The sequence below is a fragment of the Haloarcula salina genome (assembly GCF_049603855.1).
GTDB lineage: Archaea > Halobacteriota > Halobacteria > Halobacteriales > Haloarculaceae > Haloarcula > Haloarcula salina_A.
This window is the reverse complement of record NZ_CP187146.1, coordinates 2599194-2624700: the sequence shown is the minus strand read 5'-3', so window position 1 is coordinate 2624700 and position 25507 is coordinate 2599194. Positions and strand designations below refer to the sequence as shown.

At 62.6% G+C, this 25507-nt stretch carries 19 protein-coding genes; 13 read left to right on the top strand and 6 right to left on the bottom strand.

The features are described 5' to 3' along the window. Positions 1-60 precede the first annotated feature (60 nt). From ACOZ4I_RS13370 to ACOZ4I_RS13360, 3 genes are all read left to right on the top strand, one after another. A complete protein-coding gene (locus ACOZ4I_RS13370) occupies positions 61-921 on the top strand; it encodes a methylenetetrahydrofolate reductase (RefSeq protein ID WP_424000332.1) in 861 nt (286 codons plus the stop codon). Positions 922-1050: 129 nt separating this feature from the next. Then, entirely contained in the window at positions 1051-2298 is a 1248-nt protein-coding gene (gene glyA / locus ACOZ4I_RS13365) for a serine hydroxymethyltransferase (protein ID WP_424000330.1), read from the top strand. Between the two features lie 284 nt (positions 2299-2582). Continuing rightward, positions 2583-2912: a hypothetical protein gene (locus ACOZ4I_RS13360; RefSeq protein WP_424000328.1), complete on the top strand. Its 330-nt coding sequence runs from the start codon at positions 2583-2585 to the stop codon at positions 2910-2912. 78 nt (positions 2913-2990) lie between these two features. On the opposite strand, the gene ACOZ4I_RS13355 is transcribed toward ACOZ4I_RS13360, so the two are convergent. From ACOZ4I_RS13355 to ACOZ4I_RS13340, 4 genes are all read right to left on the bottom strand, one after another. Beyond that, complete coding sequence (locus ACOZ4I_RS13355; protein ID WP_424000326.1) at positions 2991-4367, bottom strand: aminomethyl transferase family protein; 1377 nt, start codon at positions 4365-4367, stop codon at positions 2991-2993. Positions 4368-4609: 242 nt separating this feature from the next. After that, on the bottom strand, positions 4610-5110 hold the full coding sequence (locus tag ACOZ4I_RS13350) for a dihydrofolate reductase (RefSeq protein ID WP_424000324.1): 501 nt from the start codon (positions 5108-5110) through the stop codon (positions 4610-4612). 530 nt (positions 5111-5640) lie between these two features. Beyond that, entirely contained in the window at positions 5641-6294 is a 654-nt protein-coding gene (locus ACOZ4I_RS13345) for a helix-turn-helix domain-containing protein (RefSeq protein WP_424000322.1), read from the bottom strand. 1120 nt (positions 6295-7414) lie between these two features. Next, positions 7415-8308: a bifunctional methylenetetrahydrofolate dehydrogenase/methenyltetrahydrofolate cyclohydrolase gene (locus ACOZ4I_RS13340; RefSeq protein ID WP_424000320.1), complete on the bottom strand. Its 894-nt coding sequence runs from the start codon at positions 8306-8308 to the stop codon at positions 7415-7417. Positions 8309-8625: 317 nt separating this feature from the next. On the opposite strand from ACOZ4I_RS13340, the gene pabB reads away from it, so the two are divergent. Continuing rightward, positions 8626-10137, top strand: coding sequence for an aminodeoxychorismate synthase, component I (gene pabB, locus ACOZ4I_RS13335; RefSeq protein WP_424000318.1), 1512 nt, complete (start codon positions 8626-8628; stop codon positions 10135-10137). Continuing rightward, a complete protein-coding gene (locus tag ACOZ4I_RS13330; protein WP_424000316.1) occupies positions 10134-10706 on the top strand; it encodes an anthranilate synthase component II in 573 nt (190 codons plus the stop codon). The genes pabB and ACOZ4I_RS13330 overlap by 4 nt, the downstream gene beginning before the upstream one ends. Before the next feature lie 18 nt (positions 10707-10724). On the opposite strand, the gene ACOZ4I_RS13325 is transcribed toward ACOZ4I_RS13330, so the two are convergent. Both ACOZ4I_RS13325 and ACOZ4I_RS13320 read right to left on the bottom strand, forming a co-directional pair. Then, positions 10725-12581 (bottom strand): BCCT family transporter, encoded by a 1857-nt coding sequence (locus ACOZ4I_RS13325; RefSeq protein ID WP_424000314.1) that lies wholly within the window; start codon positions 12579-12581, stop codon positions 10725-10727. A 102-nt stretch (positions 12582-12683) separates the two neighbouring features. Further along, positions 12684-13934: an NAD-binding protein gene (locus tag ACOZ4I_RS13320; RefSeq protein WP_424000312.1), complete on the bottom strand. Its 1251-nt coding sequence runs from the start codon at positions 13932-13934 to the stop codon at positions 12684-12686. 158 nt (positions 13935-14092) lie between these two features. Between ACOZ4I_RS13320 and ACOZ4I_RS13315 the strand changes: the two genes are divergently transcribed. The 8 genes from ACOZ4I_RS13315 (at position 14093) to ACOZ4I_RS13280 (ending at position 25077) form a co-directional block, all read left to right on the top strand. Further along, positions 14093-14503 (top strand): EamA family transporter, encoded by a 411-nt coding sequence (locus tag ACOZ4I_RS13315; RefSeq protein WP_424000310.1) that lies wholly within the window; start codon positions 14093-14095, stop codon positions 14501-14503. 92 nt (positions 14504-14595) lie between these two features. Further along, positions 14596-14976: a Rid family detoxifying hydrolase gene (locus ACOZ4I_RS13310; RefSeq protein ID WP_424000308.1), complete on the top strand. Its 381-nt coding sequence runs from the start codon at positions 14596-14598 to the stop codon at positions 14974-14976. 227 nt (positions 14977-15203) lie between these two features. After that, positions 15204-15623, top strand: a complete 420-nt coding sequence (locus tag ACOZ4I_RS13305; RefSeq protein WP_424000306.1) for a GlcG/HbpS family heme-binding protein — start codon at positions 15204-15206, stop codon at positions 15621-15623. Between the two features lie 2078 nt (positions 15624-17701). Then, positions 17702-19186, top strand: a complete 1485-nt coding sequence (locus ACOZ4I_RS13300; protein WP_424000304.1) for an NADH-ubiquinone oxidoreductase-F iron-sulfur binding region domain-containing protein — start codon at positions 17702-17704, stop codon at positions 19184-19186. Position 19187: 1 nt separating this feature from the next. Further along, positions 19188-20126 (top strand): 2Fe-2S iron-sulfur cluster-binding protein, encoded by a 939-nt coding sequence (locus tag ACOZ4I_RS13295; protein WP_424000302.1) that lies wholly within the window; start codon positions 19188-19190, stop codon positions 20124-20126. A 29-nt stretch (positions 20127-20155) separates the two neighbouring features. Then, positions 20156-22387: a formate dehydrogenase subunit alpha gene (fdhF, locus tag ACOZ4I_RS13290; RefSeq protein WP_424004813.1), complete on the top strand. Its 2232-nt coding sequence runs from the start codon at positions 20156-20158 to the stop codon at positions 22385-22387. A gap of 1 nt (position 22388) precedes the next feature. After that, positions 22389-23126 (top strand): DUF1641 domain-containing protein, encoded by a 738-nt coding sequence (locus ACOZ4I_RS13285; RefSeq protein WP_424000300.1) that lies wholly within the window; start codon positions 22389-22391, stop codon positions 23124-23126. 10 nt (positions 23127-23136) lie between these two features. Next, the gene (locus tag ACOZ4I_RS13280; protein ID WP_424000298.1) at positions 23137-25077 is read left to right on the top strand and encodes a molybdopterin oxidoreductase family protein; all 1941 of its coding nucleotides are present in this window, start codon (positions 23137-23139) and stop codon (positions 25075-25077) included. Positions 25078-25507 lie beyond the last annotated feature (430 nt).

The window sequence follows — 25507 nt, the reverse complement described above, 5'->3', positions numbered from 1 at the left end:
AACGTGTTCGATGCCCCACCCACAGTAAGAAGTACAGGTCTCCCATATCTCCGGTAACTCATGGCCCTCGGAACACGCGCTGTCTCAGACCCGCAAGGTGTCCAGGCACTGCTGACTGGCGCTCGGTTCGAACTGATGCCCTTCGAGAGCTTCGACGAGGAAATCACCCACCTCCCCGACAACGCCACCATCGCGATCACGACTTCGCCACAGCTCGGTATCGAGAGAACTGTCGAAAAGACGGAGGAAGCCGCCGAGATGGGGTACGATGTCGTGCCACACATCGCGGCCCGCTACGTTGAAGACCGCGAGCAGCTCGAAGCCATCGCCGAGCGACTGAAACAGGCAGGTATCACGGATATCTTCGTTCCCGGTGGTGACCGCGAGGAGCCGGCCGGCGAGTTCGAGTCGGCGCACGATTTACTCACAGTGCTCGCGGATACAGAGTACTCTTTCGAAGAAGTCGGAATCACGGGCTATCCCGAGGGCCACGATTTCATCGACGACGAGACGCTGGCGGAGTCGATGGCACAGAAAGCGCCGTATGCGACGTACATCGTCACGCAACTCTGTTACGATCCAGAGACCGTTCTCGCGTGGGTCGAAGACATCCGTGCTCGCGGTATCGATCTCCCGGTCGAAATCGGTATCCCTGGCGTGATGAACTATCAGCGCTTGATGCAGATCTCCCAGAAGGTCGGTGTCGGCGACTCGATAAAGTTCCTCAGGAAGACGACCGGCATTCTCGGGTTCGTCAAGCAACTGGTCGGTTCCCGCGGGACCTACGAACCCGACGAACTCATCGACGGGCTCGCGCCATACGTCGACGATGACGAGTACAAAATCCGCGGCGTCCACATCTACACGTTCAATCAGACGCCGGATACCGAGAAGTGGCGACACGAGCGCCTCGATTTATAACGTCGCTGTCTCGTCACCGGTCCGCTCTTTGCTGCCACCGCGACAGATAGCCCCATCCACAGCGTATAATATCGCCGATAGAACGTGCTGAGGGCCAGATTATTACCCGTGTGGGGTGTGCGTATTCGTATGACGTACGATACGGTTCGAGAAACGGACCCAGCAGTAGCTGACGCTCTCGATGGCGAACGCCAGCGCCAGAACGACACACTCGCGATGATCGCCAGCGAGAACCACGTCAGCGAGGCCGTCATGGAAGCCCAGAGTTCCGAACTGACGAACAACTACGCGGAAGGGTATCCGGGCGAGCGATACTACGGCGGGTGTGAGTTCGCCGACGACGTCGAACAGTTGGCTATCGACCGCGCGAAGGAACTGTGGGGCGCGGACCACGTCAACGTCCAGCCACACTCCGGTTCGCAGGCTAACATGGGCGTCTACCTCGCCGTGCTCGAACCCGGTGACAAGATCCTCTCGCTCGACCTCACGCACGGCGGCCACCTCTCGCACGGCCATCCGGCGAACTTCGCCGGCCAGGTGTACGAGGTCGAACAGTACGAGGTCGATGCGGAGACCGGCTACATCGACTACGAGGGACTCCGCGAGACGGCGGCGGCCTTCGAGCCGGACCTCATCGTCTCCGGGTATTCTGCGTACCCGCGAGAGGTCGACTTCGAACGGATTCAGGAGACCGCAGAGGCGGTCGATGCGTACCACCTCGCGGACATCGCTCACATCACTGGTCTCGTCGCCGCCGGCGTCCACGAGTCTCCGGTGGGCGTCGCCGACTTCGTCACCGGCTCGACACACAAGACGATCCGCTCGGGACGGGGTGGCATCATCATGTGCGACGAGGCGGACGCCGACGACATCGATGCTGCCGTCTTCCCCGGCACGCAGGGCGGCCCGGCGATGCACGGTATCGCCGGGAAAGCCGTCGGTTTCGGTGAAGCACTCCAGCCCGAGTTCGAACGGTACGCACAGCAGACCGTCGACAACGCCACTGCACTCGGTGACCGACTCCAGGAGCACGGCCTCGAGTTGGTCTCCGGCGGTACGGACAACCACCTCGTGTTGGTCGACCTCCGGCCCTCTCACCCCGACACTACGGGCAAGGAGGTCGAGGAAGCACTGGAGGAGGCCGGCATCGTCCTCAACGCGAATACCGTCCCCGGAGAGACTCGCTCGGCGTTTAACCCGTCTGGCATCCGTGCAGGGACGCCGGCCCTGACATCGCGCGGATTCGGTGAAGACGCCTGTCGCGAAGTCGCGGACCTCATCTGTGACGTCGTCGACGCGCCACACGACGACGACGTTCTCGCCGCGGTCAGCGACCGAGTCGACGAACTGACCGACGAGTACACGCTCTACGAGTAGGGCCGTAACCCAGCTATCGTAGCCATAGCAACCCATTGCACTCCCGATCGCGGGATGACGGTGCGATCGGTGTAACTCGTTTCACTCGGTACGATAGTCAAACCAGTCCAAACGCTTTCCGGCAACCGGTCCCAATTCTCCGACATGGAAGCGTGTCGCCTGACGCTTCGCGGCCCTGCAGCCGACCAGTTCGCAGATGCGTTTCTGGGGAGGAAAGCAACGGAGAGCAACGGTCGCTGAACAAACGCGGCGTCCGCAACCTCCATCGGTACGAGGGAGCGGCGGTGACGCAGCTCACCTACGAACGCGGATCCGTCTCCGACGAGTCCTGGCTCATGGTCGCACTACTCGTGGACACCGTCGACGAGCAGACCAGCACTGTCGTCGTGTCTGTCGGCGGTGGCGGCGAGGGACCGTTCAAGATGGAGGACGTCTCGATTCGGCGGTTGCGCGAAGGCGAGAAGGCGGTCGGCCAGGCTGGGCGATTCGGGGCCGTTCTGCAAGACGTGAAACAGGTGTGTGACGAACTGGCACTATCCGTTGAGACGACGTGGGAATCGGAGCCACCGGAGTCTATTTACACGACGCTCAAACGAGAGTTGTTCGACCCCTGACTCGCTCCGCTTCAAAAAACGAGGGCACGAGTCCCCTACCGTGGGGCTGCGATTCGTGGGACAGACTCGAATGTGGGGTTAGTCGTCGCTTTCGGCTTCTTTCCGGGCGTTGAGCTTCGCCTGCTCTCGAGCGCTCGGATTGACGGACTCCTTGAACGGGACCTTCGCTGCCGTCGCGAACACTGGCTCGCCGGGTTCCTCGGCGTACTCGTCGGGAAGGTGAACCCGGAACTCCAGATCCAGGTCTTCGTCGTAGATCTCGTCGTTGAGCGGCGTATCGGTGACTTCCTGAATCTTCTCAGCCGGGACAAAGCCCATGCCGATGTTGGTCTCCAGATCCGGGTTCCACCACGGAGAGGTGAGGTACCCGCATTCCTCGCCCGTGTCCGGGTCGGAGATGAGCCAGAAGTCGGGGGCGTAGTCGCGGATCGGCTCGCCGGCGATCTTCAGGCCGATGAGTTTGTGTTCGAACGGGTAGTTGCCGTTCTCGATCTGTTCTTTCTGCTCTTCGAGTACCTCTTTGCCGATGTAGTCGGCTTCCTTGTCGTCAGGGACGTGATAGCCCAGATTGACCTGGAACGGGGAGGTCTCGTGGTCGAGGTCCTGTCCCCAGGACATGATACCGGCGGCAATCCGGCGGTGGTGTCCTGGCGCGATCTGGCGGCCGCCGTGGTCTTTGACGGACTCCATGACGGGGTCCCACACCCTCTCGGCGTCTTCGTGGGCGTTTCGGACGTAAATCTCGAACCCTTTCTCACCGGAGAAGCCGGTCTGGCTGATGAGCACGTCGGCACCGTTGATTTCGGCGTCCATCAGGCCGTAGTACGGGACGTCTTTGACCTCGTCGCCGACGACGTCGACCATTACGTCGAGCGCCTTCGGGCCCTGAATCTGCATCGGAGCCACGTCGATCTCGTCGATTTCGACGTCGAAGTCGTTGTCGACGTTGACTCCCTGGAGCCACTGCATCAGCGTCGAGTCCGAGATGGAGAACCAGAACTCGTCTTCTTCGGGGCGCAGGAGGACAGGATCGTTCAGGACGCCGCCGTCCTCGTTACAGAGGATGACGTACTTCCCGTCCATGGCGTCCATACCGGTCACGTCGCGTGTGACAACGTAGTTCGTCAGCGCCTCGGCGTCAGGTCCTTTGACACGGATCTGTCGCTCTACGGCGACGTCCCAAAGGGTGACAGTGTTGGTCAGTGCGTCGTACTCTTTCATCACACCGCCGTCTTCGGGTTCGATGAGGCCGCGCGGGTGATAGAGACGGTTGTAGACGGTTGCCCGCCACGCACCCTCCTCGTTGAAAGACTTGTGGAAGAACGGAGACTTTCGAACGCGCGTTGACACCAACATCTCGATGTTGGGGTCACCAGTCTGGCGGAGGTTACGTGGGACGGTCCGGTCTGACTGGTCGACACTGGGATGGTTGGGATGTTCCTCGTTACCGGTCATGCACCTGAAAGAAGATGTGAAATACTAATAAAAGATATTGTTACTTGCTTCTGGGGTTTATGTACGGGGCCGTCGGTATTCGGATTGCCGTGGTTCTCAACCCCGTCGCGGGAGAGAGCATGAGCTGACCAATCGACGCATGCAACCGGTGCACATCAGTCGACCGCTGGTAGTCGTCGGGAGTTTTACGAGGGAGACCGCTCGGCACGGGACGGAGCAACCGCTGTGACTGCGCTCGCCGTTCAGTCGTGCCGTCTACGGTCGGTCCGAGCGTATCTGACGATGTCGAACTCGTCGTGTGCCGTTCGCTCTGACTCCGTCCAGCACGTCCAGTCGACAGTCGGAAAGACCGTATCACCGTCGTAGGCAGCAGCTATCTCGGTCAGGAGTAGTTCGTCGGCCTGGGGAAGAAACTGCTCGTAAACGGTAGCACCACCGATGACGTACATCGTTGATGTGCCGGTGTCGCGCGCTTCGGACAGCGCCGCCGTGGTCGACGTAACGGCTGTGACACGCTCGGGGAGTCGGTGTGGTGCCGTGGTCAACACGATGTTCAGTCGCTCTGGAAGCGGGCCGCCGAGGTCACGCTGGATGCTCTCGAAGGTCCGCCGTCCCATGATGACTGGATGGCCGGTGGTCGTCTGTCTGAAATGTCGCAGATCGTCCGGATAGTGCCACGGAACGTCGCCGTCGGCACCGATCACCCCATTTGCGGCAACGGCGGCGATCAGCGAGAGCTTCATAGACGTAGCGTTTCCCTGCTACTGGTAATAAGTCCGTCCCAATCTCATTGCTAACTCGCGACGCGATACCGTTTCTCGCGCGCGACTTATGTGGGTCAGCCATTTAAAATCTCGTATGGATACGATTCACCTGTCGCCCGGTCCCGTCGCTGCACAGGCGTTTCGTCTGGGCATGGTCGCGAGCGCGGTTGGCGGACTCGCTGGAATCGCGACACTGTACTGGCTAGGCGTCCTGGAACCCGTTTTCGCTGGGTACGCGCTCGTGCTTCTGTTCCCCGTGTATCTGGTTTTCGCCGCGTCGGCACTGAGCGTCTGGCTGGGGTACAACAAAGACGCGACATCGTTGCGGCCTGTTTACCGCCAAAAGGACTCGACAAGTCGGTCTAAGTAGGCGATTTCGAACAAGGATCCAGAAATTCGGTCGTGAGATGGGGTTTCTGGGGCCGCTCTGGCACAGAACTACACTCGATACCAATTTATGGGATAGGGTCCGCGGGATTGAATTTCACCACCGCATCTGTGTGCCACACTCACCCTTCTTTGTCGATTATCGTTGCCGCAACGAGATTTCGCATTCCCCGTCGGAGCCGTCCACTCATTGCCGTGGACGAGAGCCCAATCTCTTCAGCAACTTCGTTCAGCGAGATGTCTCTGGGCTCTCCGAAGTAGCCGTTTTCGTATGCGGTGATTAATGCAGTCCGCTGTTCATCGGTCAGCCCGTACGACGACTCTCCCCCAGTGTCGGTGTTTCCGTAAATCTCGATAATATCGAGCGAGATCCCGTTCTCAGTGGCGTACTCCCAGATCGTGTTGAGCGCCTGACGGTCGGGAAGAAGCAGTCGGACGAGCCAGCCGTTGCCCTTCGTCTCTGTATGGACGAGAAAGCCGTTGACGTCGGTAACGACAGAGCTGATCAGTTTTGTCTCCGGGGTGTGCTCGATGTAGTAAATTCCGGTTTGGTCGGTCCAGTCGACGAGTTCGTAACTCTGGACCGTGGGATCGGTCTCAAGCATCTCTTCGAGCTGCGTCCGATCGTGATACTCGATGAGGAATGGAAATACGCTCGACCCCGGGTCAGTATTGCCCTGCGGAATCACGCGTATCGTCACGTCTTCGAGGCTCCGTAGCGTTGGGACTAACGCGAGGCGTTCGTGTTCGATGTGAAGTTTCGTTGTGATTGACATGTTGTGGGATGAGTTCTGTTATCGAACCGTCAGAAACAGATGAGAGTTCGATAATTGCCCGTCATCGTCTGAGGGTTTCCATATAGATGTTGGCGCCCTCACATCAATGTTTACATACACTGGTCAACACACGAGGGCAAAAATAAAAAAGGTGACTGCAGTTCTCTCCAATCACGCCTGTAGCGGGATTCGTTGGTTGGGTGAAGTAGCCGTGTATTTTCACGACTGAAAACAGATCTACTGACATGCTCACCGGATTGAAAAACCGTCGAAGCGGATCGAGAGACCGCGGCAGCAATTCTGCCAATCCGATGAGTAACAGACGTATCGACAGCAATTCATATTAATAATCGTTGAGGATTGGCTGTAATAATGGCCCGTCATTATACACCATCGGAGTTAGGACGCTCTGGCCAGTACATTGTATTGAAATGAGAAAACCACAAGATCAACCAACCGAGAAGACCACGCTCTCCGAGACCGATTTCTATCTGCCGGCAGTCGCACTCCCACCGAACTTCGGCCGCATCGAATCGGTCATCTCCAAAGCTTTCGATTTCCACGGTGTCGTACTGATCCCTGACACCTATAATCGATAAGCTACGTCGAAAACACACCCTCTCTCGTCGATATAGTTGCCTATTTGCAAATACTTCGCTGTATTGGGAAACCTCTGTCTATAATGCCTTCAAACACCTCTTGATAGCGTCTATTCCTATCCCGTGTCGATAATACGTGTTTCCACACTCAGTGAGGATCACCCCGGATTTGAAACAATATCTGTCGTCTCTTCCACACACTGTGTTTTGTTATCGAACGCAAACTGAAAATACTGACACCGATTCACGGGAGAGGTGCTTATTTGGTACTTGATCGTCATTGCGTGGGTATGAACGGCGAGTGCTACTTCTGTCACGGGATCGTTTCCGCACCGGAGGAGGGCCATATCTGGCTGCGTGAGCACGATAGCCACGAAGTGTATATGCACGAACAGTGTGCCAGCGGTCACGATGTTATCGAAGAAGGGCGGAATTCGGACGATGAACTCCGTATCGTCTGCCCGGAATGTGGCGAGCTCCAAACCGCATAACGACACACGCCGGTTCGGCCAACAGCGCCCCTAGGGGAGCGTCACATCGACGCCGGACTGCAGGCTGGCCGCTTTCACGGTGTTGTACATCAGCATCGCGATAGTGAGCGGACCGACGCCCCCCGGGACCGGCGTGATGGCGTCTGCCTTCGCTTTTGCACTCTCGAAGTCTACGTCTCCGACGAGCTCGTATCCCTTTTCGGTGTCAGCATCGACTCTGTTGATACCCACGTCGATTACCGTCGTCCCCTCCGTGAGCATCGACCCGTCGATCATCTCCGGAACGCCCGCAGCAGCGATCACGATGTCAGCGTCGCGGGTCTTGGCGGCGAGGTCGTCGGTTCTGGAGTGACAGACGGTCGCCGTCGCGTTTCCACCCGACCCGTACTGGATGAGCAAATTCGCCATCGGCTTGCCGACGATGTCCGACCGACCGACGACGACGGCGTCTTTCCCCTCCGTTTCGATGCCAGTTTTGGCTAGTATCTTCTGGACTCCGTGTGGTGTACAGGGTTTATATCGAGCGTTCCCTGACACGAGCCGACCGACGTTCTCGGGGTGGAACCCATCGACGTCCTTCATCGGGTCGATGCGTTCTAACACCTCGCGCTTGTCGACGTGGTCGGGGACCGGCATCTGTACGAGAATGCCGTGAACGGCCGGATCCGCATTCAGGTCGTCGATGGTCGCAAACAGCGTTTCTGCCGGCTCGTCCGCGTCGAGCTCGTAGTGGTATCCCTCGATACCGATTTCCGCACAGGCTTGCTGTTTCATCGAGACGTACGTCTCACTCGCGCCGTCGTCACTCATCAACACTGTTGCCAGTCCTGGTGTGACGCCCTCGTTGACGAGTGTCTCTGTACACTCCGCGACACCTTCGGTGATCTGGTCGCCGATTTCGTTTCCGTCGATTACTGTGGTCATAGTTGGTGTGTTCGCAGTCGGCTTGGAAGTCCCCGTTCGTGCGTCCAAGAGCGCGAGGCGCCGGTGGACGCCCAGCAGTCGGGACAGGCGAGCGTTCGATCGACTCCTCGAATCCCGCTGGAATAGTGGATAATGCGGAATAGTCCCGCCTTTGAAATACCACTGGCTATTCGGTCAGTCGACGACTCCCAGCGGTCGACGGTTCGACAGTATTTCGGTCAGAGTGTGGTGGTGCCGAAGGTTTTTGTCCAGACCCGTGCGTACTATACACATCCTCACTGAGAGGCGTGGGCCTCTCCCCTAGGAGCAACTGCACTATGACTGACATTCGGTTCAGCACCGACGAGGAATCGTTCGTCGAAACTGCGGGGTCGGCACCCGACGGCGCTCGCGTACCGGTCGAAGCGCGCGTCACGGTCCCGGACCCGTTCGAGGCGTACCGTCGAGCCCGGGACCCCAACACAGATGGCTTCTACCTCGAGACGACTGGCGGGCAGTCGGGCTGGGGCTACTTTGGCGTCGACCCGGTCGAGCAACTCGAAGTCACCCAGAACGAGGCGTCCACACAGGACGGAGACAGTCCGAGTCTCGAGGCCATCGACGAGCTACTCGACCGCGAGCACCTGGTGCGGGGCGATTGTGCGGTTCCGTATCCCTGTGGCGCGTTCGGCTGGTTATCGTACGACGTAGCCCGCGAACTGGAGGACCTGCCGGAGACGACCGTTTCGGACGGCCTCCCACGACTGCAACTGGGGGTGTTCGACTGTGTCGCCGCGTGGGAGGAGCCACACGAGGGGGAGGTCGAGATTCACGTGACGGCGTGTCCCGTCGTCGACGGATCGCCCGAAGACGCATACGAGCGCGGCCGCGAGATGGCCCGCGAACTGGCACAGGAGGCTCTCCACGGCGAGGCACACGTCCAGTCCAAGCCGACTGCCGCGAGTCAGGCGATGTTCGAGAGCGAGTGCGGCGAGGCGGCGTTTGCCGACCGCGTCGAACAGATAAAACAGTACGTCAGAGACGGTGACACGTTCCAGACGAACGTATCGCATAGACTGACCGCCCCGGCAGCTGTCCACCCGGTCGATACCTTCGACGCTGTCCGGCGAGTGAACCCGGCCCCCTACTCGGCCCTGCTCGAGTTCCCCGGTGTGGACCTCGTCAGTGCCAGTCCGGAACTGTTGCTGGACGTCGATGGCGACCAGTTGCTCACCGAACCGATCGCCGGCACGCGCCCGCGCGGCGCGACGCCGTCCGAAGACGAGGCACTGGAGGAAGACCTCTGTACCGACGAGAAAGAGCGGGCCGAACACGCCATGCTGGTCGACCTCGAACGGAACGACCTCGGGAAGGTCAGCGAGTACGGTTCCGTCGAGGTCGCCGAGTACCGCCGCGTCGACCGGTATTCGGAGGTGATGCATCTCGTGTCCCTCGTCGAAGGGAAACTGCGAGACGGTGTGAGTATCGCTGACGCCGTCGGGGCGGTGTTCCCCGGCGGCACGATCACCGGCGCGCCGAAACCACGGACGATGGAGATTATCGACGAGGTGGAGGCGACGCGACGGGGCCCCTACACCGGTAGTATCGGCGTCTTCGGATTCGACGACCGAGCCACGCTGAACATCACCATCAGGACGCTGGTTCACTACGACGGTGAGTATCGGCTGCGGGTCGGGAGCGGAATCGTTCACGACTCCGTCCCCGCGGCGGAGTATCGAGAGACGCTGGACAAGGCACGGGCGCTGGTCACCGCGGTCGACGAGGCCCTCGGCGAACAGGGGTCGTTCGCGGTCGAGTCGACGACCGAACCGATGGAGGGGACGCGATGATACTCATCATCGACAACTACGACTCCTTCGCGTACAATCTCGTCCAGTACGTCGGCGAGTTCGACGACGTCACCGTCCGCCGGAACGACGCGATAGACGTCGACGGGATTTCAGAACTCGACCCGGACGGTATCGTCGTCTCACCCGGACCCGGGACGCCGGCAGACGCCGGCGTGTCGATCGACGTCTTCGCGGAAACCGAGTATCCGGCACTCGGCGTCTGCCTCGGCCACCAGGCGCTCTGTGCGGCTCACGGCGCCCCAGTCGGTCACGCACCGGACGTGGTCCACGGGAAACCCTCGGAAGTCCGCCACGACGGGACGGGTCTGTACGACGGGATCGACGACCCGTTCGAAGTCGGGCGGTATCACTCGCTGGCTGTCGAGGCCTCGGACCTGCCGGACTCCCTGGACGAAACGGCCCACACGAACGACGAGCAGGGGATCGTGATGGGCGTGCGCCACGCGGAGCGACCGCATATCGGCGTCCAGTTCCACCCGGAGAGCATCCTCACCGACGCCGGGAAACAGATCGTCGAGAACTTCTGTACCGCTATCGCCGAGGCCTGAGATCGCCAGCAGACGAGGTCACTTCTCGTCGGGAGGGTCGATGTCGTGGTGTGTCTGGATGTCCGGCAGCTTCCTGACGGCACGTCGGATCAGAGACGTGTGTCCCTGTTCGTCCCTGTACCACGTCACCGTCAGCCCGCCGGCCGCAACGAGCGATATCACGGCGAAGGGCCCGCCGGTCAGCACAGCCAGCGCCTGAAGCGTCTCAGCGCCCCCCAGTACCAACACCGAAACGGCGACCGCACCCTGAAAGACGCCCCAGAAGGCGATGTGCGCCGACGACGGTGCGAGTCCACGGCGCGTCGCCAGCACCGAGACGACGAGCGTCGAGGTGTCCGCCGACGTGGTCATGAACACGATGATGAGCGCAAGAAACAGGAACATCAGGAGCTCTCCCAGCGGTAACGACGCGAACAGCGGGAACCCGGCAACGGCCTCCGAACCCCCACGTCGTGCGATGGCAGCGAGGATGTCGGCTCGGCCCGTCTCCTGGATGAACAGCGACGTGCCTCCGAGTAACAGAAACCAGACCATCGTTGCCGCCGACGTTGCGACGACCGTCGTGAACACGACGGTCCTGACACGCCGACCGCGGGAGAGCGCGGCGACGAACAACCCCGCGAAGGGAGCCCAGGAGAACCACCACGACCAGTTCCACACCGTCCACTCCGCGACCCACCGCCCGCCGGTATGGATGCTCAACGGGACGAACTCCACCACGTAGGCCCCAAGCGCCCGTGTCCCGTGCCTGAGGATGAACGACTGAGGGCCGACGGCGGCGACGAGGAGCGCGAACAGGCCGAACAGGACGACGTTGAGGCCGGCGATACGCCGGATTCCGCGTGGAATCCCGGACACGCTGGAGACGACGAATATCAGCGTCAATCCACCGACGAACAGGACCGGTCCGACGTGGCCGGTCGCCACGTCCCACTGGTAGTTGATCCCGGCGAGGAACTGCTGGCTCACGAGGGCGACCGAGGTCGCGATGCCGCCGATAGTGGCGAAGACGGCCAGGGTATCGACTAGCTTGGTCCATCCCGAGTCGAGTCCGTCGCTGCCGAGAATCGGTGCCAGCACCGTCGAGACGCGGAGTGGGGCGTCCCGTGTGAACGCGAAGTACGCTATCGGGACGCCGATGACGGCGTACGCGCTCCAGGCCGAAACGCCCCAGTGGAAAAGGGTGTACAGCAACGCGCCGGTGACCGCGTCCGGTGAGTGGGCGGGTGCACCGACGTACGGCGGCGGCTGGTCGTAGTGAAACAGTGCCTCGGTCGGTCCCCAGAACACCAGTCCGGCCGCGATGCCGGCCGTGAACACGAGCGTAAAATACGTCGGATAGGTGTAACTGGGTTCTGTGTCCGGACCGCCGAGTTTGATGTCGCCCCAGGGGCCCACCAACAAGAACAGACAGTAACAGACGGAGAGAAACACGGTGGCGAGAAACAGTGGGCCACCACCACGCAGGACCGCAGCAGCCGCGGTGTCGACGGCGCTCGTCGTCCGTGTCGGAAGTGCGATCTGGAGTCCGAAGAACGCGGCGAACACCAGCACCGGGAACGCGAGAACCGCTGGCTCGTGCTGTGTGAGGAAGTCACGGACGGCCCCCCGGATATCGGTTTTGCGGACGCGGAGGATGACATCGGCCGCCGCCGGTTCCGCCCCGTCGTCGGAGTACGGAAGCAGGGCGATGTAACAGAGGCCCGAACTGAAAAACACGAGGGCGACAGTCAGCCACGCCGGACCGGTCACGGCTTCGCCGACGAGCGTTGGAAAAAAGAACCCGGCGAGCACGAGCGCTCCGGATGCGGCACACAGCGGTACCAACAGCCGACCGACGATCTCCGCTATGCCACTGGCTTCCGTGGTGGCCATACCCCGACATTCAGTAGCGAATACATATATTACTACCCCACAGTGCGGCTCACACCGACACTCGGACGGTTCCGGTACCGTCTCGGCAGTCTTCGAGACGGTTCAATCGGGGGCGTCGGTATCGCTCCGGTCGTCTTCGGTCCCAACGCCGTCCAGCAGTGATTCGGTCGACCCGCGACCGAGCACGGACTGTCCGAGGAGTCGCCCGCCGATAGATCGGGGGTTGATAACCTCGTCCGCACCGACGGCGCGGAACTTCTCGACGTGTTTCTCGGCGGTCGCCGCCGCAACTGTTCGGACCTCCGGGTTGACGTTTTTGACCGCGATGACGCCGAGCACGTCGCGTGCGTCGTCGTCACTCCCTACCACGACGCCGCTGGCAGTCCCGACGCGCGCGTCCCGGAGCACAGCCTCGTCGGTGGGATCGCCCGTGAGCAGATTCACGTCCTCGTCTTGGAGCGACGCGACCGTGTCCTCGTCAGGCGTGACGACGACGACCTCCCTCTCGTCGGTCAGTTCGTCCAGCAGCGATGCAGTAACGTCTCCGTATCCCAGGACCACGACGTGATCCTCGAGGAGTGTGAGTTCTGATGCAGTCATGACTCCGAAGGCTGTCGCCATTCTGGATTCGATCGCCGGTCCGATGAGCGCCCCCACGGCGACGGTGAACGCGCCGGTCCCAAAGAGGATAATCGAGAGCGAGAACCACCGCGCCTCCGCCGTCATCGGGGTGATGTCACCGTAGCCGACGGTCGCGATGGTGACGACGACGTAGTACACGGCGTCCCCCCAACTGTCGAGTTCGAGAAACTGGCCCCGAAGGCCGTACGCGCCCACGGTCCCGTAAAGGACGACCCCGAAAATCGCCGACAGCGAGGCGATCTGGATCGGCGAGAGGCCCAGCGACTGGTCGAATCGATGTCGGTTTCGGACGAGCAGCGGGTACGTGACCAGCGTCAGCACCAACAGCGGGATGTCCGTGGGCTGAAACGTGGCGAGCGGCAGCAGTCCCAGTCCGAGGAGCACGACGGTCGCCACGCGCCAGGCGAGTCGTTTGCGCCGTTGCAGGCCGACCGTCACGATGCCGAGGACGAACGCGAACAACACGCCACCGAAGCGGACGGCGGCCAACGGGAGGTCGATGACCGCCGTCAGCGGCCCGTCGAGTAGCAGCGGCGTCTGGCTGAGATTCGAAAGCCCCGTGACGAACGCCAGGAGCGTGACGACGCCCGTCAGGACGACCGTTGGCTTCGCGCCTGTGAACTCGTCCCACTCGACGAACGGGACTCTGTCGGCCGGGTAGAAGACGTCCTCCAGCGTCTTGTCCGTCGAGTCCTCCGGCGCGTTAGCCATTACCACAGTGTTGTCGGAGTCGATACAAAAAACACGCGGCGGACGGACACCGTATTCAAAAGCCAGCATCGCGTACCTTTCGGTAGCATGTATCGATTGTGCGAGCAGACGGTAGAGATGCAGATAGATAACTGGGCCCGCTCTCGGAGGCCCAACGGATGAACGCGGCCATCCTGTTCGGGCTGGGGACGATGATCGCCTGGGGGTTCTGGATAGCGTTCGGGAACATCGCGTCGAATACGATGGACCCCGAAACCGCAGCGTTCGTCTCGTATGCGACCGCGACAGTCGCGACCGGCGTGTACGTCCTCGTGTCCGATGCCTCACTCGCCGTCACGAACCGGGGCCTGTGGTTCGCGGGCGCGGCCGGTATCGCCGCAGCCATCGGCGTGGTTTCGACGTTCGTCGGCGTGACCGTGGGGTCGACGTCGGTGGTTTCCACCATCGGCGGGATGTACTTCATCACCGCCGCTGTCATCGGCGTGATCGCGTTCGGAGAGTCGATGACGATGATGAAAGCCCTCGGCATCGGGCTCGCTCTGAGCGCGATCGTGATCATCAATCAGTAGCCGAACACAACTAGTAAACTCTTGAGAACGTTGTGTGAGGCGCGCCCGCGACGACCGGGATTTTATGCGACGGGGTCGGGTAGAGGCCAGATATGAAGCGCGTGATCAGTACCGACGAGGCGCCGGCTGCGGTCGGCGCGTACAGTCAGGCAACCACGAACGGTGACCTCCTCATCACCGCCGGCCAGCTCCCGCTGACGACGGACGGTGAACTCCTCGACGACGAACCGGTCGCCGACCAGACGCGACAGTGTCTCACCAACGTCGAGGCGATTCTGGAATCGGAAGGGCTCTCTCTGGACGATGTCCTCAAGACGACAGTGTATCTCGACGACATCGAGGACTTCGACGCGTTCAACGAGGCCTACAGCGAGTTCTTCACCTCGGACCCGCCGGCACGGAGCGCCGTCGGAGTGGGTGCAGTCCCGAAAGGCGCAGCGGTCGAAATCGAAGCCATCGCGATCACCGACTAGCGACCGAGCGGATTCGGTCCCGGATTTTCTCGCCGATGCAGTTGGTCTGCTCCCACCCCGGCGCGTGTGGGGGTGCACGTATCGGAGTCGAATCCCCACGAGTCGGTGCCGATTCAGTAGCGGTAGCTGCCACTGTGAGTGGACCGCGCCGCGTTCGTCATCGATGCTGGTATCTCACCCACCGGAATGATTGCCTTTTTATATTTGTCAACAGGTGTACAAAACGTATGGTCGACTCCATTCCGCTCGCGACAGCGAAAGAACTGATCGCAGCAGCCGAAGAGAAAGCCACCGAGATCGATAACCCGATGGTCATCACCGTCGCAAACAGCGAAGGCAACCTCGTCGCACAACACCGCATGGACGGGGGCTGGCTCGCGTCCGTGAATATCTCGCGTAACAAGGCCTACACGGCGGCAGCGCTCGAGATGCCCACACACGAGTTGGCCGAACCGTCGGAGCCCGGAAATTCCCTGTACGGGTTGCAGAACACTGACGAGGGGCGAATCGTGATCTTCGGTGGGGGCTACCCGCTCGAAGAAGATGGGGACCTCGTGGGAGCCATCGGTGTCTCCGGTGGCGCAGTCTCCCAGGACCGAACGGTCGCCGAGGCTGGCGTCGAGCGGTGGAACGAACTCAGCGAGTAGCGCACTCTCCCGTCAGTCACGGGCGATCCGCGGTCCGACTGGCCGACTCGCGATGCCCTCACGGGCCCGGGGAGTGATCGGTCGGCAGATCTACGGGTGTCTCGCCACGTTTGGATTCCCAGATGTCGGAGTGATGGCGATGTCACGTGATCCGGGACACCGATCATCGTGTTCGTCTGCGAGCACCAATCCGGTCACTGGTTTTGAATCGACAGCCCGTGACACGCTCTCCGATCCGCTGGACCCAACCTGTCACTACCGATACTACTTCTGTCTCTTCTGCGCGATATCGGTTCGTAAGGATGGCTAGAATCCCGCGACTGGACACTACGTGTCGACCTGATACCATTTCGAGGTTCATCCCCGAGACCGTCTCACTCGATTACCGCGGACGGATCGCCGTCTCCCGCCCAGCGGTTCGGGGACGGGGCTGTCCACCCCGGCGAACACTGGACAGGAGCGGCTTCGACAGCTCACTGCATCAGACCTCCTTGTTTCGGAACTCTGACCGAAGCCAGGCCCACGGAGAATGGGATTCCCGTTCTCTGCTGCCGATTCACCTCTTCATAACAACCGTACCTTCGTTATTCAATCATCTTCTCTCCTGACATATTTTCCCTCTCTCCGCAGGAGTACTGCTCGTCATGCTCGTCAGAGCACGCTACCAAGCAGGACTCACACGGCACGCTCTCACTACTGCGTCCCAATCTCGCGATTCGGGATCGTCATCGGTGGTTGCCACGCAGCGGATCTCTGTCTCGCTTGGGTCTGCCCTGGACAACACAGAAACCTTCCGTGTGTTCATACGGTGGATGGGGGTGCGTCTCGATCTGAAAACCGATCTTCGTCTCTGTCAGTGTTCGTCGGTCAGTCTGCATCGTCACTCCCCTCCCTCAATACATCTGCTCAGTATCACATTGGGTTCTCGGCCGATTTGGCCCGCGTGACACGCCTCCGAAAGCGCACCCCGCCGGTTCCCGTGCTCGGTGGGTCGCTGCCATTCAGGTGTGCACGTTCCAGATCAGCACCGGTGGAGCGAACCGACCAGAGCGTCGAGAAGAGGGCGTCAGCTATCTATCCCCTTCGGACACTTCTGTCACCGTTCCCGGCCAGTCACTCGCGATTCGCGAAGCCCCCGAAGACGTTCGCCCGTGCGGCGTCCAAGCGGGAACGAATACGACTCGAACCCGATCGTCGCCAGTCCGGTCAATCTGTTGGGAGCCGCTTCACCCAGTTACAAGAACCACAGATATCCGTTCCCGCCCGGTGTGTGAGTTCTGTCCCGCACTTCGGGCATTTCCTCGGCTGTCCGACGTTCGAGGGTGCACCATCCGCGGCTGAACGCGTGTACCGTCCCATCGTACTGGTGAGTCGTCCTCCTTCGGTGGTAACTTCTCACACCGATTTGTACGCGGTATTAAACCGTGATGAACAAGCGCGGGCGGGCGGACTGTGACCGATCGCGAGACGATCCCGGCCGACTGTGATAAACCCGTTCGTCTCTCCCAATCCGATTTTTTATGTATTCCCCCTCTCGGTCCAGTCGGACCCGTTGCCCAGTGAGTGTCGTAGTCCATAACGAATCCAATCGGGTCCCATCTGGCATTTCATGGTGTGTGTCCCACCACGCACCATTTCGCGCCCGTCACGGTACCGATGCCTCGCTTCGGTAGCGGTGGATGACGGCGCTGGGGTTCTCTGGAGTATAGATGCGGTTACCCGTCAGAAAGCAGTCCTGACGGCGACAAGCGGTGTGATCCAACCGACGCCGAATCGGCACGGTGACTGAGGACTGCCGCTCGTTACCTCTGCTCGAAACATAGCCGATTGGGTCGCTGTCACACTGTGCTCAGGTGTCGCCCGCTCGACGGTCGCCGTCGGCTACGCCTCGGCTAGCGTCTCAATTGAGACGATCGACGCACAACTCGGCCCGTGTCTGTGTGATCGGGTGCGCGCTGACTGTCACTGGCTATGATAGTGACCGATGCCGGCGCGCGGGCAGATACCGTCGGACGGTAAGGTATTCCGACCCAATGATTTATCCCCTGACGACGGCACCACTTACTATACACTAACAGATGACACGTATCACAGCAACCGATGGGACGACGATACGTATCTCTTCCGCCGGGCCGAGTCGGGCGCTCCGGAACCGCGCGACCGATGTCGACGCGGCAGTCGTCGAAGTCGGCTCGACCGGCCTCCCTGCAATCGAACCACTCGTGGCGGTGACCCGGGCGGGAGAGACCGCCTTCCACGCCCGGTGCTCGCCGATGGAGATGGATGCGATAGCCGCGAGCCTCGATGAGGAGGCAGTCAGCACGGCGGGGGACGCCGTCGCCCAACACGACCCGGACGCGACTCGCCTTCCGGCCGTTGACCTCCCGGGCCTGCGCGGCAGCGATCGGGTGATTCTCGGCGCCTGCGGGTGGCGTCGCCCCACTGAGCCCGAAGACCACGAGGCCGCTGGCGGATTCACCGACCCGGACGCGACGGCAGTGCTGGAGGCCGCGGCGGACCTCCGCGGCCGTGGATGGGGGGACCTCTGCCACGACGAACCGCTCGCAGCGACCTGGAAGACCGCCCGAGATGCCGATGACGACCCTGTCGTCGTCGTGAACGCACACGGGAACACCACGGACACGCTCCTGCTGTCCAGTGCCCCCTTCGAGGTCCTCGACGGAGCCGTCGCTGCTGCTCGGGCTGTCGGTGCCGAAAGCGTCGTCGTCTACACCTCGGTCGACGACGATCGCGCCGTCGAGACGGTCAGGGAGGCCGCTGCGAACTATCCCAGCCCTGCACCGGCGGTCGATGTGGTCACGGGACCTGCAGAGTATCGGGCCGCCGAACCGACCATGGCGCTCGAGGCCATCGAGGGCAACCACCGACTCGAGGCCCGTATCCGACCGCCGGGACCCGAATCGACCGGTCTCCACGGCCGTCCGACCCTCGTTCATACGCCCCGAACCCTCGCTCACCTCGCCGTGTCGCTCCGGACCGGCCGGCAACCGGACACGCGCACGGTGACGCTCACTGGCGACGTCGCGGACCCCGCGACGGTCGAGGTATCGGAGTCCGAGACGCTCGAAACCGCCCTCGACGCCGTCGATATCGACGGGGAGTTCAAGGCCGCCTGCGTCGGCGGCCGGTTCGGCGGCCTCACGCGTGACGCCGACGTCGCTCTCGACCCGGCGACGCTGACTGAGGCGGGTCTCGGTACCGAGGGAACGGTCCACGTCCTCGCCGAAGACCGGTGCGTCCTCGAATTCGTCGGCAAGCGGACCCAGTTCGCCGCCGACGAGAACTGCGGGCGGTGTGTCCCCTGTCGGGAGGGCACGACACAGCTCGCGGACCTCTTGAGGGACATCTACGACGGGGAGTACGCCCCGGGAGACATCGAGGAACTGGCCCGTGTCATGGACACGTCCAGTATCTGCGCGTTCGGCGTTCAGGCCGGTCGACCGGCCCGGACGGCACTCACAGAGTTCGAATCGGAACTGCGGGCCCACGCCGACGGCCGCTGTCCCACGAGTAGCTGTCTCGACGCAGTCGAGGTGACATGATATGAGTTCAGACCACGCACACGACGACGTACCGCCACTGACCGAGGAGATCGCACCGGGCACCGCGGCCGATCCGTCGGTCGGCGGGGCGGAACGGGCGACCGTCACCGTCGACGGGACGACTACCACCGTCGAAGCGGGGGCGACCCTGCTGGACGCCGTCGAGGCCGTCGAAACGGACGACTACGTCCCCGCTCTCTGCAACTACGACAGACAGGAGATCGGTCCGCGCAGCGAGTGTCGAACCTGCATGGTCGAGACGGAGCGCGACGGGATCGTCCCGGCGTGCAGCCACCCGGCCGAGGACGGAATGACGATTCGGACCGACGCCGAGGCGGCCGCGGAGGCCCGCGACGTGAACCTCGATCTCGTCCTCTCGAACCACAATCTCCGCTGTACGACCTGCGGGAAGAACGGCCGCTGTGAACTGCAGGACGCGGCTATCGAGCAGGAGGTCGAGGAGCCCCGCTACGGCGTCCTCGACGACCGCGAGGAGTACGAACCGCTCGACGACACCTCCTCGTTCATCCAGATCGACCGCAACAAGTGCATCCTCTGTAACCGCTGTGTCGAGGCCTGTAACGACGTTCAGGTCGAGGGCGTCCTCCGGATGGAAGGGTCGGGTCAGGACACCCGCATCGGCTTCCAGAGCGACGCCGAGACGATGGAGGACTCGACCTGTGTCTCCTGCGGTCACTGTGCGACCGTCTGCCCGACGGGCTCGCTCGTCGAGAAGGGGATCGAGGACGCGTCTACGATCCCCATCCCCGGATTCACGCAGAAGAACAGCGTCGGGAAAACAATGGAGAGTAGCGGTCAGACCAAGGGGCCGATGACGCCGAAGAAACGAGCGGAGACGGCTGACGACGCCGACTCGAGCGCGGACAGCGACCCGACGCCACACGTCCCCGACGACGGGAGCGGAGGTGAGTGGCCGTGAGTGACGATCTCGACGGTGTCGCCGGCTACATGCACGAGGCGAAGAAGCAGGCGCTCAAGAACGTCGAGCACGTCGCTGAAGGCGTCGCTGCCGACACGCTCCCCGAGGGAAAGCTGTTCGAGATCGCCCAGTCCATCGGTGACAAGCGCCTCGAAGAATTGAACGTCGAGGACACGACCTGTGGCTACTGCGCGGTCGGGTGTCGATTCGACCTCTACTCCGACGGCGAGGAGATTCTCGCCGCCCGGCCGACCGACGAAGAGGACGCCCCGGTCAACGGCATCTCCACCTGCGTCAAAGGGAAGTTCGGCTACGACTTCGTCAACTCCGACGACCGACTGACCTCGCCGCTGGTCCGGGACGAACGCGGCGAGTTCCGCGAGGCGACGTGGGACGAGGCAATCGGTCGGGTCGCCGAGCGGTTCGGCGAGATCAAGGATCAACACGGCGGCGAGTCGCTCTCGCTGATCGCCTCCTCGAAGGCGACCAACGAGGACAACTACCTGATGGGCAAGTTCGCCCGGCAGGTGCTGGGAACCAACAGCGTCGACAACTGCAACCGGCTCTGTCACTCCTCGACGGTCGCCGGCCTCGCCCAGACGTACGGCTACGGTGCCGCCTCCATCAGCACCGAGGACCTGGAACTCGCGGACTGCATCCTCCTGACGGGGTCGAACACCACCGAGGCACATCCGGTGCTTGCGACCCGCATCAAACAGAACGTCCGGGACGGTGGCGACCTCCTGGTGTTCGACCCCCGGGAGATCCAGATCGCCGAGTACGCCACCCAGTACAGTCAGGTCAATCCCGGGTACGACGCCGTCTGGATCAACGGCCTCACCCGGTACATCATCGAGAACGACCTCTACGACGAGCAGTTCGTCGAGGAACGCACGACCGGCTTCGAGGACGTGAAGGAGGCCGTCCAGGAGTTCACCCCCGAGCGCGTCGAGGAGGTCACCGGCGTCCCGCACGAGGAGATCGTCTCCGCCGCCGAAACCCTCGCCGACGCCGACCGGTGTGTGTTCGGCTGGACGCTCGGGCTCACCGAGCACTCCCACGGCACCGAGAACGTCATCGCGATGGCGAACCTCGCGGCGATAACCGGGAACCTCGGCAAACCCGGTGCCGGCGTCTCGCCGTTCCGTGGCCAGAACAACGTGCAGGGCGGCGGCGGCGACATGGGCCCGCTCCCGGACAACTTCCCCGGCTACCAGGACATCGCCGACGACGAGATTCGGGCGAAGTTCGAGGACGCCTGGGACTGTGATATCTCCGAGGAGTACGGCTACTACACGACCCAGATGTTCCTCGCGGCCGACGACGACGACATCCGCGGGATGTACATCATCGGCGAGAACGCCGCCCTCTCGGAACCGGGCGTCAACCACGCCGAGGACGTTCTGGAGGACCTCGACTTCCTCGTCGTCCAGGATCTGTTCGTCAACGAGACGGCCCAGTACGCCGACGTGGTTCTCCCGGCCTGCTCGTTCGTCGAGAAGACGGGGACGTTCACCAACACCGACCGGACGGTCCAGATGGTCAAGCAGGTGATGGAGCCGAAAGGCGACTCCCGGCCCGACTGGAAGATTCTGCAGGACCTCGCCAACCGGATGGGACGAGACTGGAACTACGACGACACGGCCGAGATCATGCAGGAAGTCAACTCGCTGACCCCGCTGTACGGCGGTGTCTCTCACGAGCGCGTCGACGAGGAGGGCGGCGTCCAGTGGCCCTGCTGGGACGAGAGTCACCCCGGGACCGAACGGCTGTACACGGAGGAGTTCAACACCGAGAACGGCAAGGCGAACCTCCAGGGAATCGGCTACAGCGAACCGGCCGAGACGCCCGACGACGAGTACCCGTTCACGCTCACGACCGGCCGGGTCCTCTATCAGTATCACACTGGCACGATGACCCACCGCGAGGAGGGCATCATGCAGTACACGCCGAGCGACTTTATCGAGATCCACCCGGAGACGGCAGACGCGCTCGGGGTTGAGAGCGGCGATCTGGTCACCGTCGAGTCCCGACGGGGCGAGGTCGTCGTTCCGGCGCAGGTCACGGACCGCGTCGGCCCAGAGAACGTCTTTATCCCCATCCACTTCGCCGAGAGCGCGGTCAATCAGCTCACGGACGAGGAGCACCTCGACCCCGCCGCGGCGACCCCCGAGTTCAAGGTCTCGGCCGTCCGCCTCACGCCGGCCGACGCCGAACCGACGATGACGACTGACGGCGAAACCACGACGGGGGACGACTGAGATGGCGAAACCACGACGTTCCTACCCGACGACGGCGACGAACGGCGAGCACGAGGACGCTACCGACCACGAGGGTCGGGCCGCGCTCGACAAAGCGCTCGCCGAGCACGGCGACGAACTCGCGGCGGTGGTCGAGAGCAGCGACGAACTCGACGACGTGCTCACCACCGCAGTCCTCATGATCGCGAGCGCGGACGAAGCGGAACTGGACTACATCACCGACTCCGCCGCGAACCTCATCGAGGCGACCGAGGGGCTCTCGACAGAGGGGGCGGCCGCGCTGGCGACCGACCTCGGCGAGAACGCCGACGACCTCTCGGCGTCGCTCGAAACCGTCGTGAAACTCCAGCGCGAGGGCCACGTCGACGACCTCGCGACCGTCACGACGGCGTTCACGGAGTCGCTCTCACCGGACGAGGTCGAAGAGCTGGCGACGATGCTCGAAGACAACGGCGACGACCTCGTCGACGCGCTGGACGTGGTCCTCGAACTCCAGCGAAGCGGCGACCTCTCCGCGCTCGTCGACACCGCGAAGGCCCTCTCCGCGCTGGACGTCGACGAGGACGCCGTCGAAGGGATGAACAGCTTCGTCGGCGCTATCGGCGAGGCCCAGCGTGATGCAGAGCCGATGGGACTCCTCGGTGCCGTCTCCGCGCTCCGGACGAAAGACGCCCGGGCGGGACTGGGGTACCTCGTCACGTTACTCAAGGCCCAGGGCCGCCGAGTGAGAAATCGGTAGCGGGCCGAAAATGAGCGATCCCTCCCCATCCGCGACGGTCTGCCCGCTCTGTGCGGTCGGCTGCCGCCTCGAACGAGGCGACGCGGAGCGCGCGCAGGGAGTCGAAGGACCGGCCAATCCGGAGGGGCGGTTGTGCCGGAAGGGAGTGAACGCGTTCGACGTCGGCGACGATCGGCTCACGGAGCCACAGATCCGCAGGGACGGAACCCTGAACGGAGTCGACTGGGCGACCGCGTACGACCGCACCACCGAAGCGTTCGAAGCGGTGGTGTCGACCCACGGTCCGGACGCGCTCGCGTTCCTCGGGGCCCCCCACTGCACGAACGAGGAGAACTACCTCCTGCAGAAGCTCGCGCGAACGATAGGGACCAACAACGTCGACAACCGCGCTCGGCTCTGTCACGTCTCTGCCGCGCGGACGCTCTCCGAGCGGGTCGGCTGGCCGGCCACAACCAACAGTCTCTCGGAGATTGGGGAAGCCGACGTAATTCTCGTCGCCGGCGCGAACCCGGCGGAACGCCAGCCCGTCGCCTTCAACAGCTTCGTCCGCCCGGCAGTCGAGGCGGGAGCGACACTCGTTCACATCGACCCGGTCGGAAACCGGACGACGCGGCTGGCGGACGTTCACGTCGCGCCCCGTCCCGGGACGGACGCGCAGGTGTTCGATCTGCTGAGCGCGCACGTGCTCTCGGAGGGGAACGGTATCGCCAGATCGTTCGTCGAGGACCGGACGCGTGGATTCCGCCGGTTCGCCGCATCGCTTGCGTCACTCGACTGGGGGACGGCGACGACGTCGGTCGGTCTCGACGCTGAAACCGTGGCCCGCGTCGGTCGCCGGGTCGGGGACGCCGACACCGTCGCCGCGCTGGTCGGCACCGGCGTCGAAGGCACCGACAGCGACAGAGACGCGGCCGCGGCACTGCTCGATCTGCTGTTGCTAACCGGCAATATCGGTCGTCCGGGGACCGGACTGTACATCCTCCGCGGGCTGGTCAACGAGCAGGGGGCGACCGATGCCGGCTGCGTGCCCGACCGCCTGCCCGGCCATCAGCCGGTGGGCGACCCCGACGCACGCGCCCGGGTCGCTTCCGAGTGGGGAGTCGAGCCGCCCGCCGAATCGGGCGAAACCGCGAACGAACTGCTGGAGTCGTTCGGGAGAGACATTCGCGGCGCGCTCGTGGTCGGTGAGAATCCCGCGATCTCGAAGCGCGACGACGACTGGGTTCGAGAGCGACTGGACGCCCTCGACGCGCTCGTCGTCCTCGATATCATGCCGAATCGGACCACGCGACACGCGGACGTGGTCCTGCCAGCCGCTGCCGGTGTGGAGAAATCGGGAACCGTCACGAACTTAGAACGCCGTGTCCAGCGCTCGCCCCGAACCGCGACCCCCCCGGGCCGCGCCCGTCCCGACTTCGCTGTCCTCGCCGACCTCGGTGACCGACTCGTCGGCGACCGGGTCGACTTCGAGTACTCGGGGCCGGCGGCGATTTTCGACGAACTGACGCGGCTTGCTCCGACATACGCGGGGGTCTCGTACCCCGACCTCGACGGCGGCGGACGGCAGTGGCCGTTCGACGACGACGGCGTCCTGTACGAGGACACGTTCGCGACCGACGATGGGCTCGGGGTATTCGGGACTGCCCAGCAGGCTGGCCCGGCCGAGACCGAGAGCGGGTTTCACCTCGTCACTGGCGGCCGGAGCAGCGAGTTCGATATCGGCCCCGTCGAGCGGGCGCTACAGATGCATCCCGAGGATGCAGCGGAAGCGGGAATCCGATCTGACGACAGCATCGCTGTCTCAGACGGCGAAACCGCTATCGAAGTGACGGTGGAACTCGACTCTCGGACCCGCCGGGGGACCGTGTACCTCCCCGCGGAAGTGGCGGATCCGTTCCTCCGGGCCGAGACCTCGACTGTTACTGTCGGTCCAGATTCGGATAACTGCTAGCGCACCACAGTGTCCCACCCAAGATCCGCCGATCTGGAAGCCCGCGATGAGCTAGTATGCGATAGCTACGAGACCACACTGCTGTCGAAGTTCCCCGGAAGCCTCGTGGACTGGACCTAATGCTGTCGAAGCAACTGGCACTCACCGCAGACCAGACTAACTGATGGATTCGAAGCCGTCTCATCGATCAAGCAAACATGAATATTTTCAGTCATCACCTCCTCTCTACCGAACATGTCTCGAATGAGGGGAGGTAGGTACATTTGGTGGCTGATTGTATTCAACTGACGGAATGATGATGGCTTATTGCCAAAACATGGGTACAGAGACTGGATCCTGAATATAAATACCTATACTATGGATAGATTGGTTGAATTTGGGAAGTGACCGTAATTTATCGGGACGATCGCACTCAGATGGTCACCGGGAC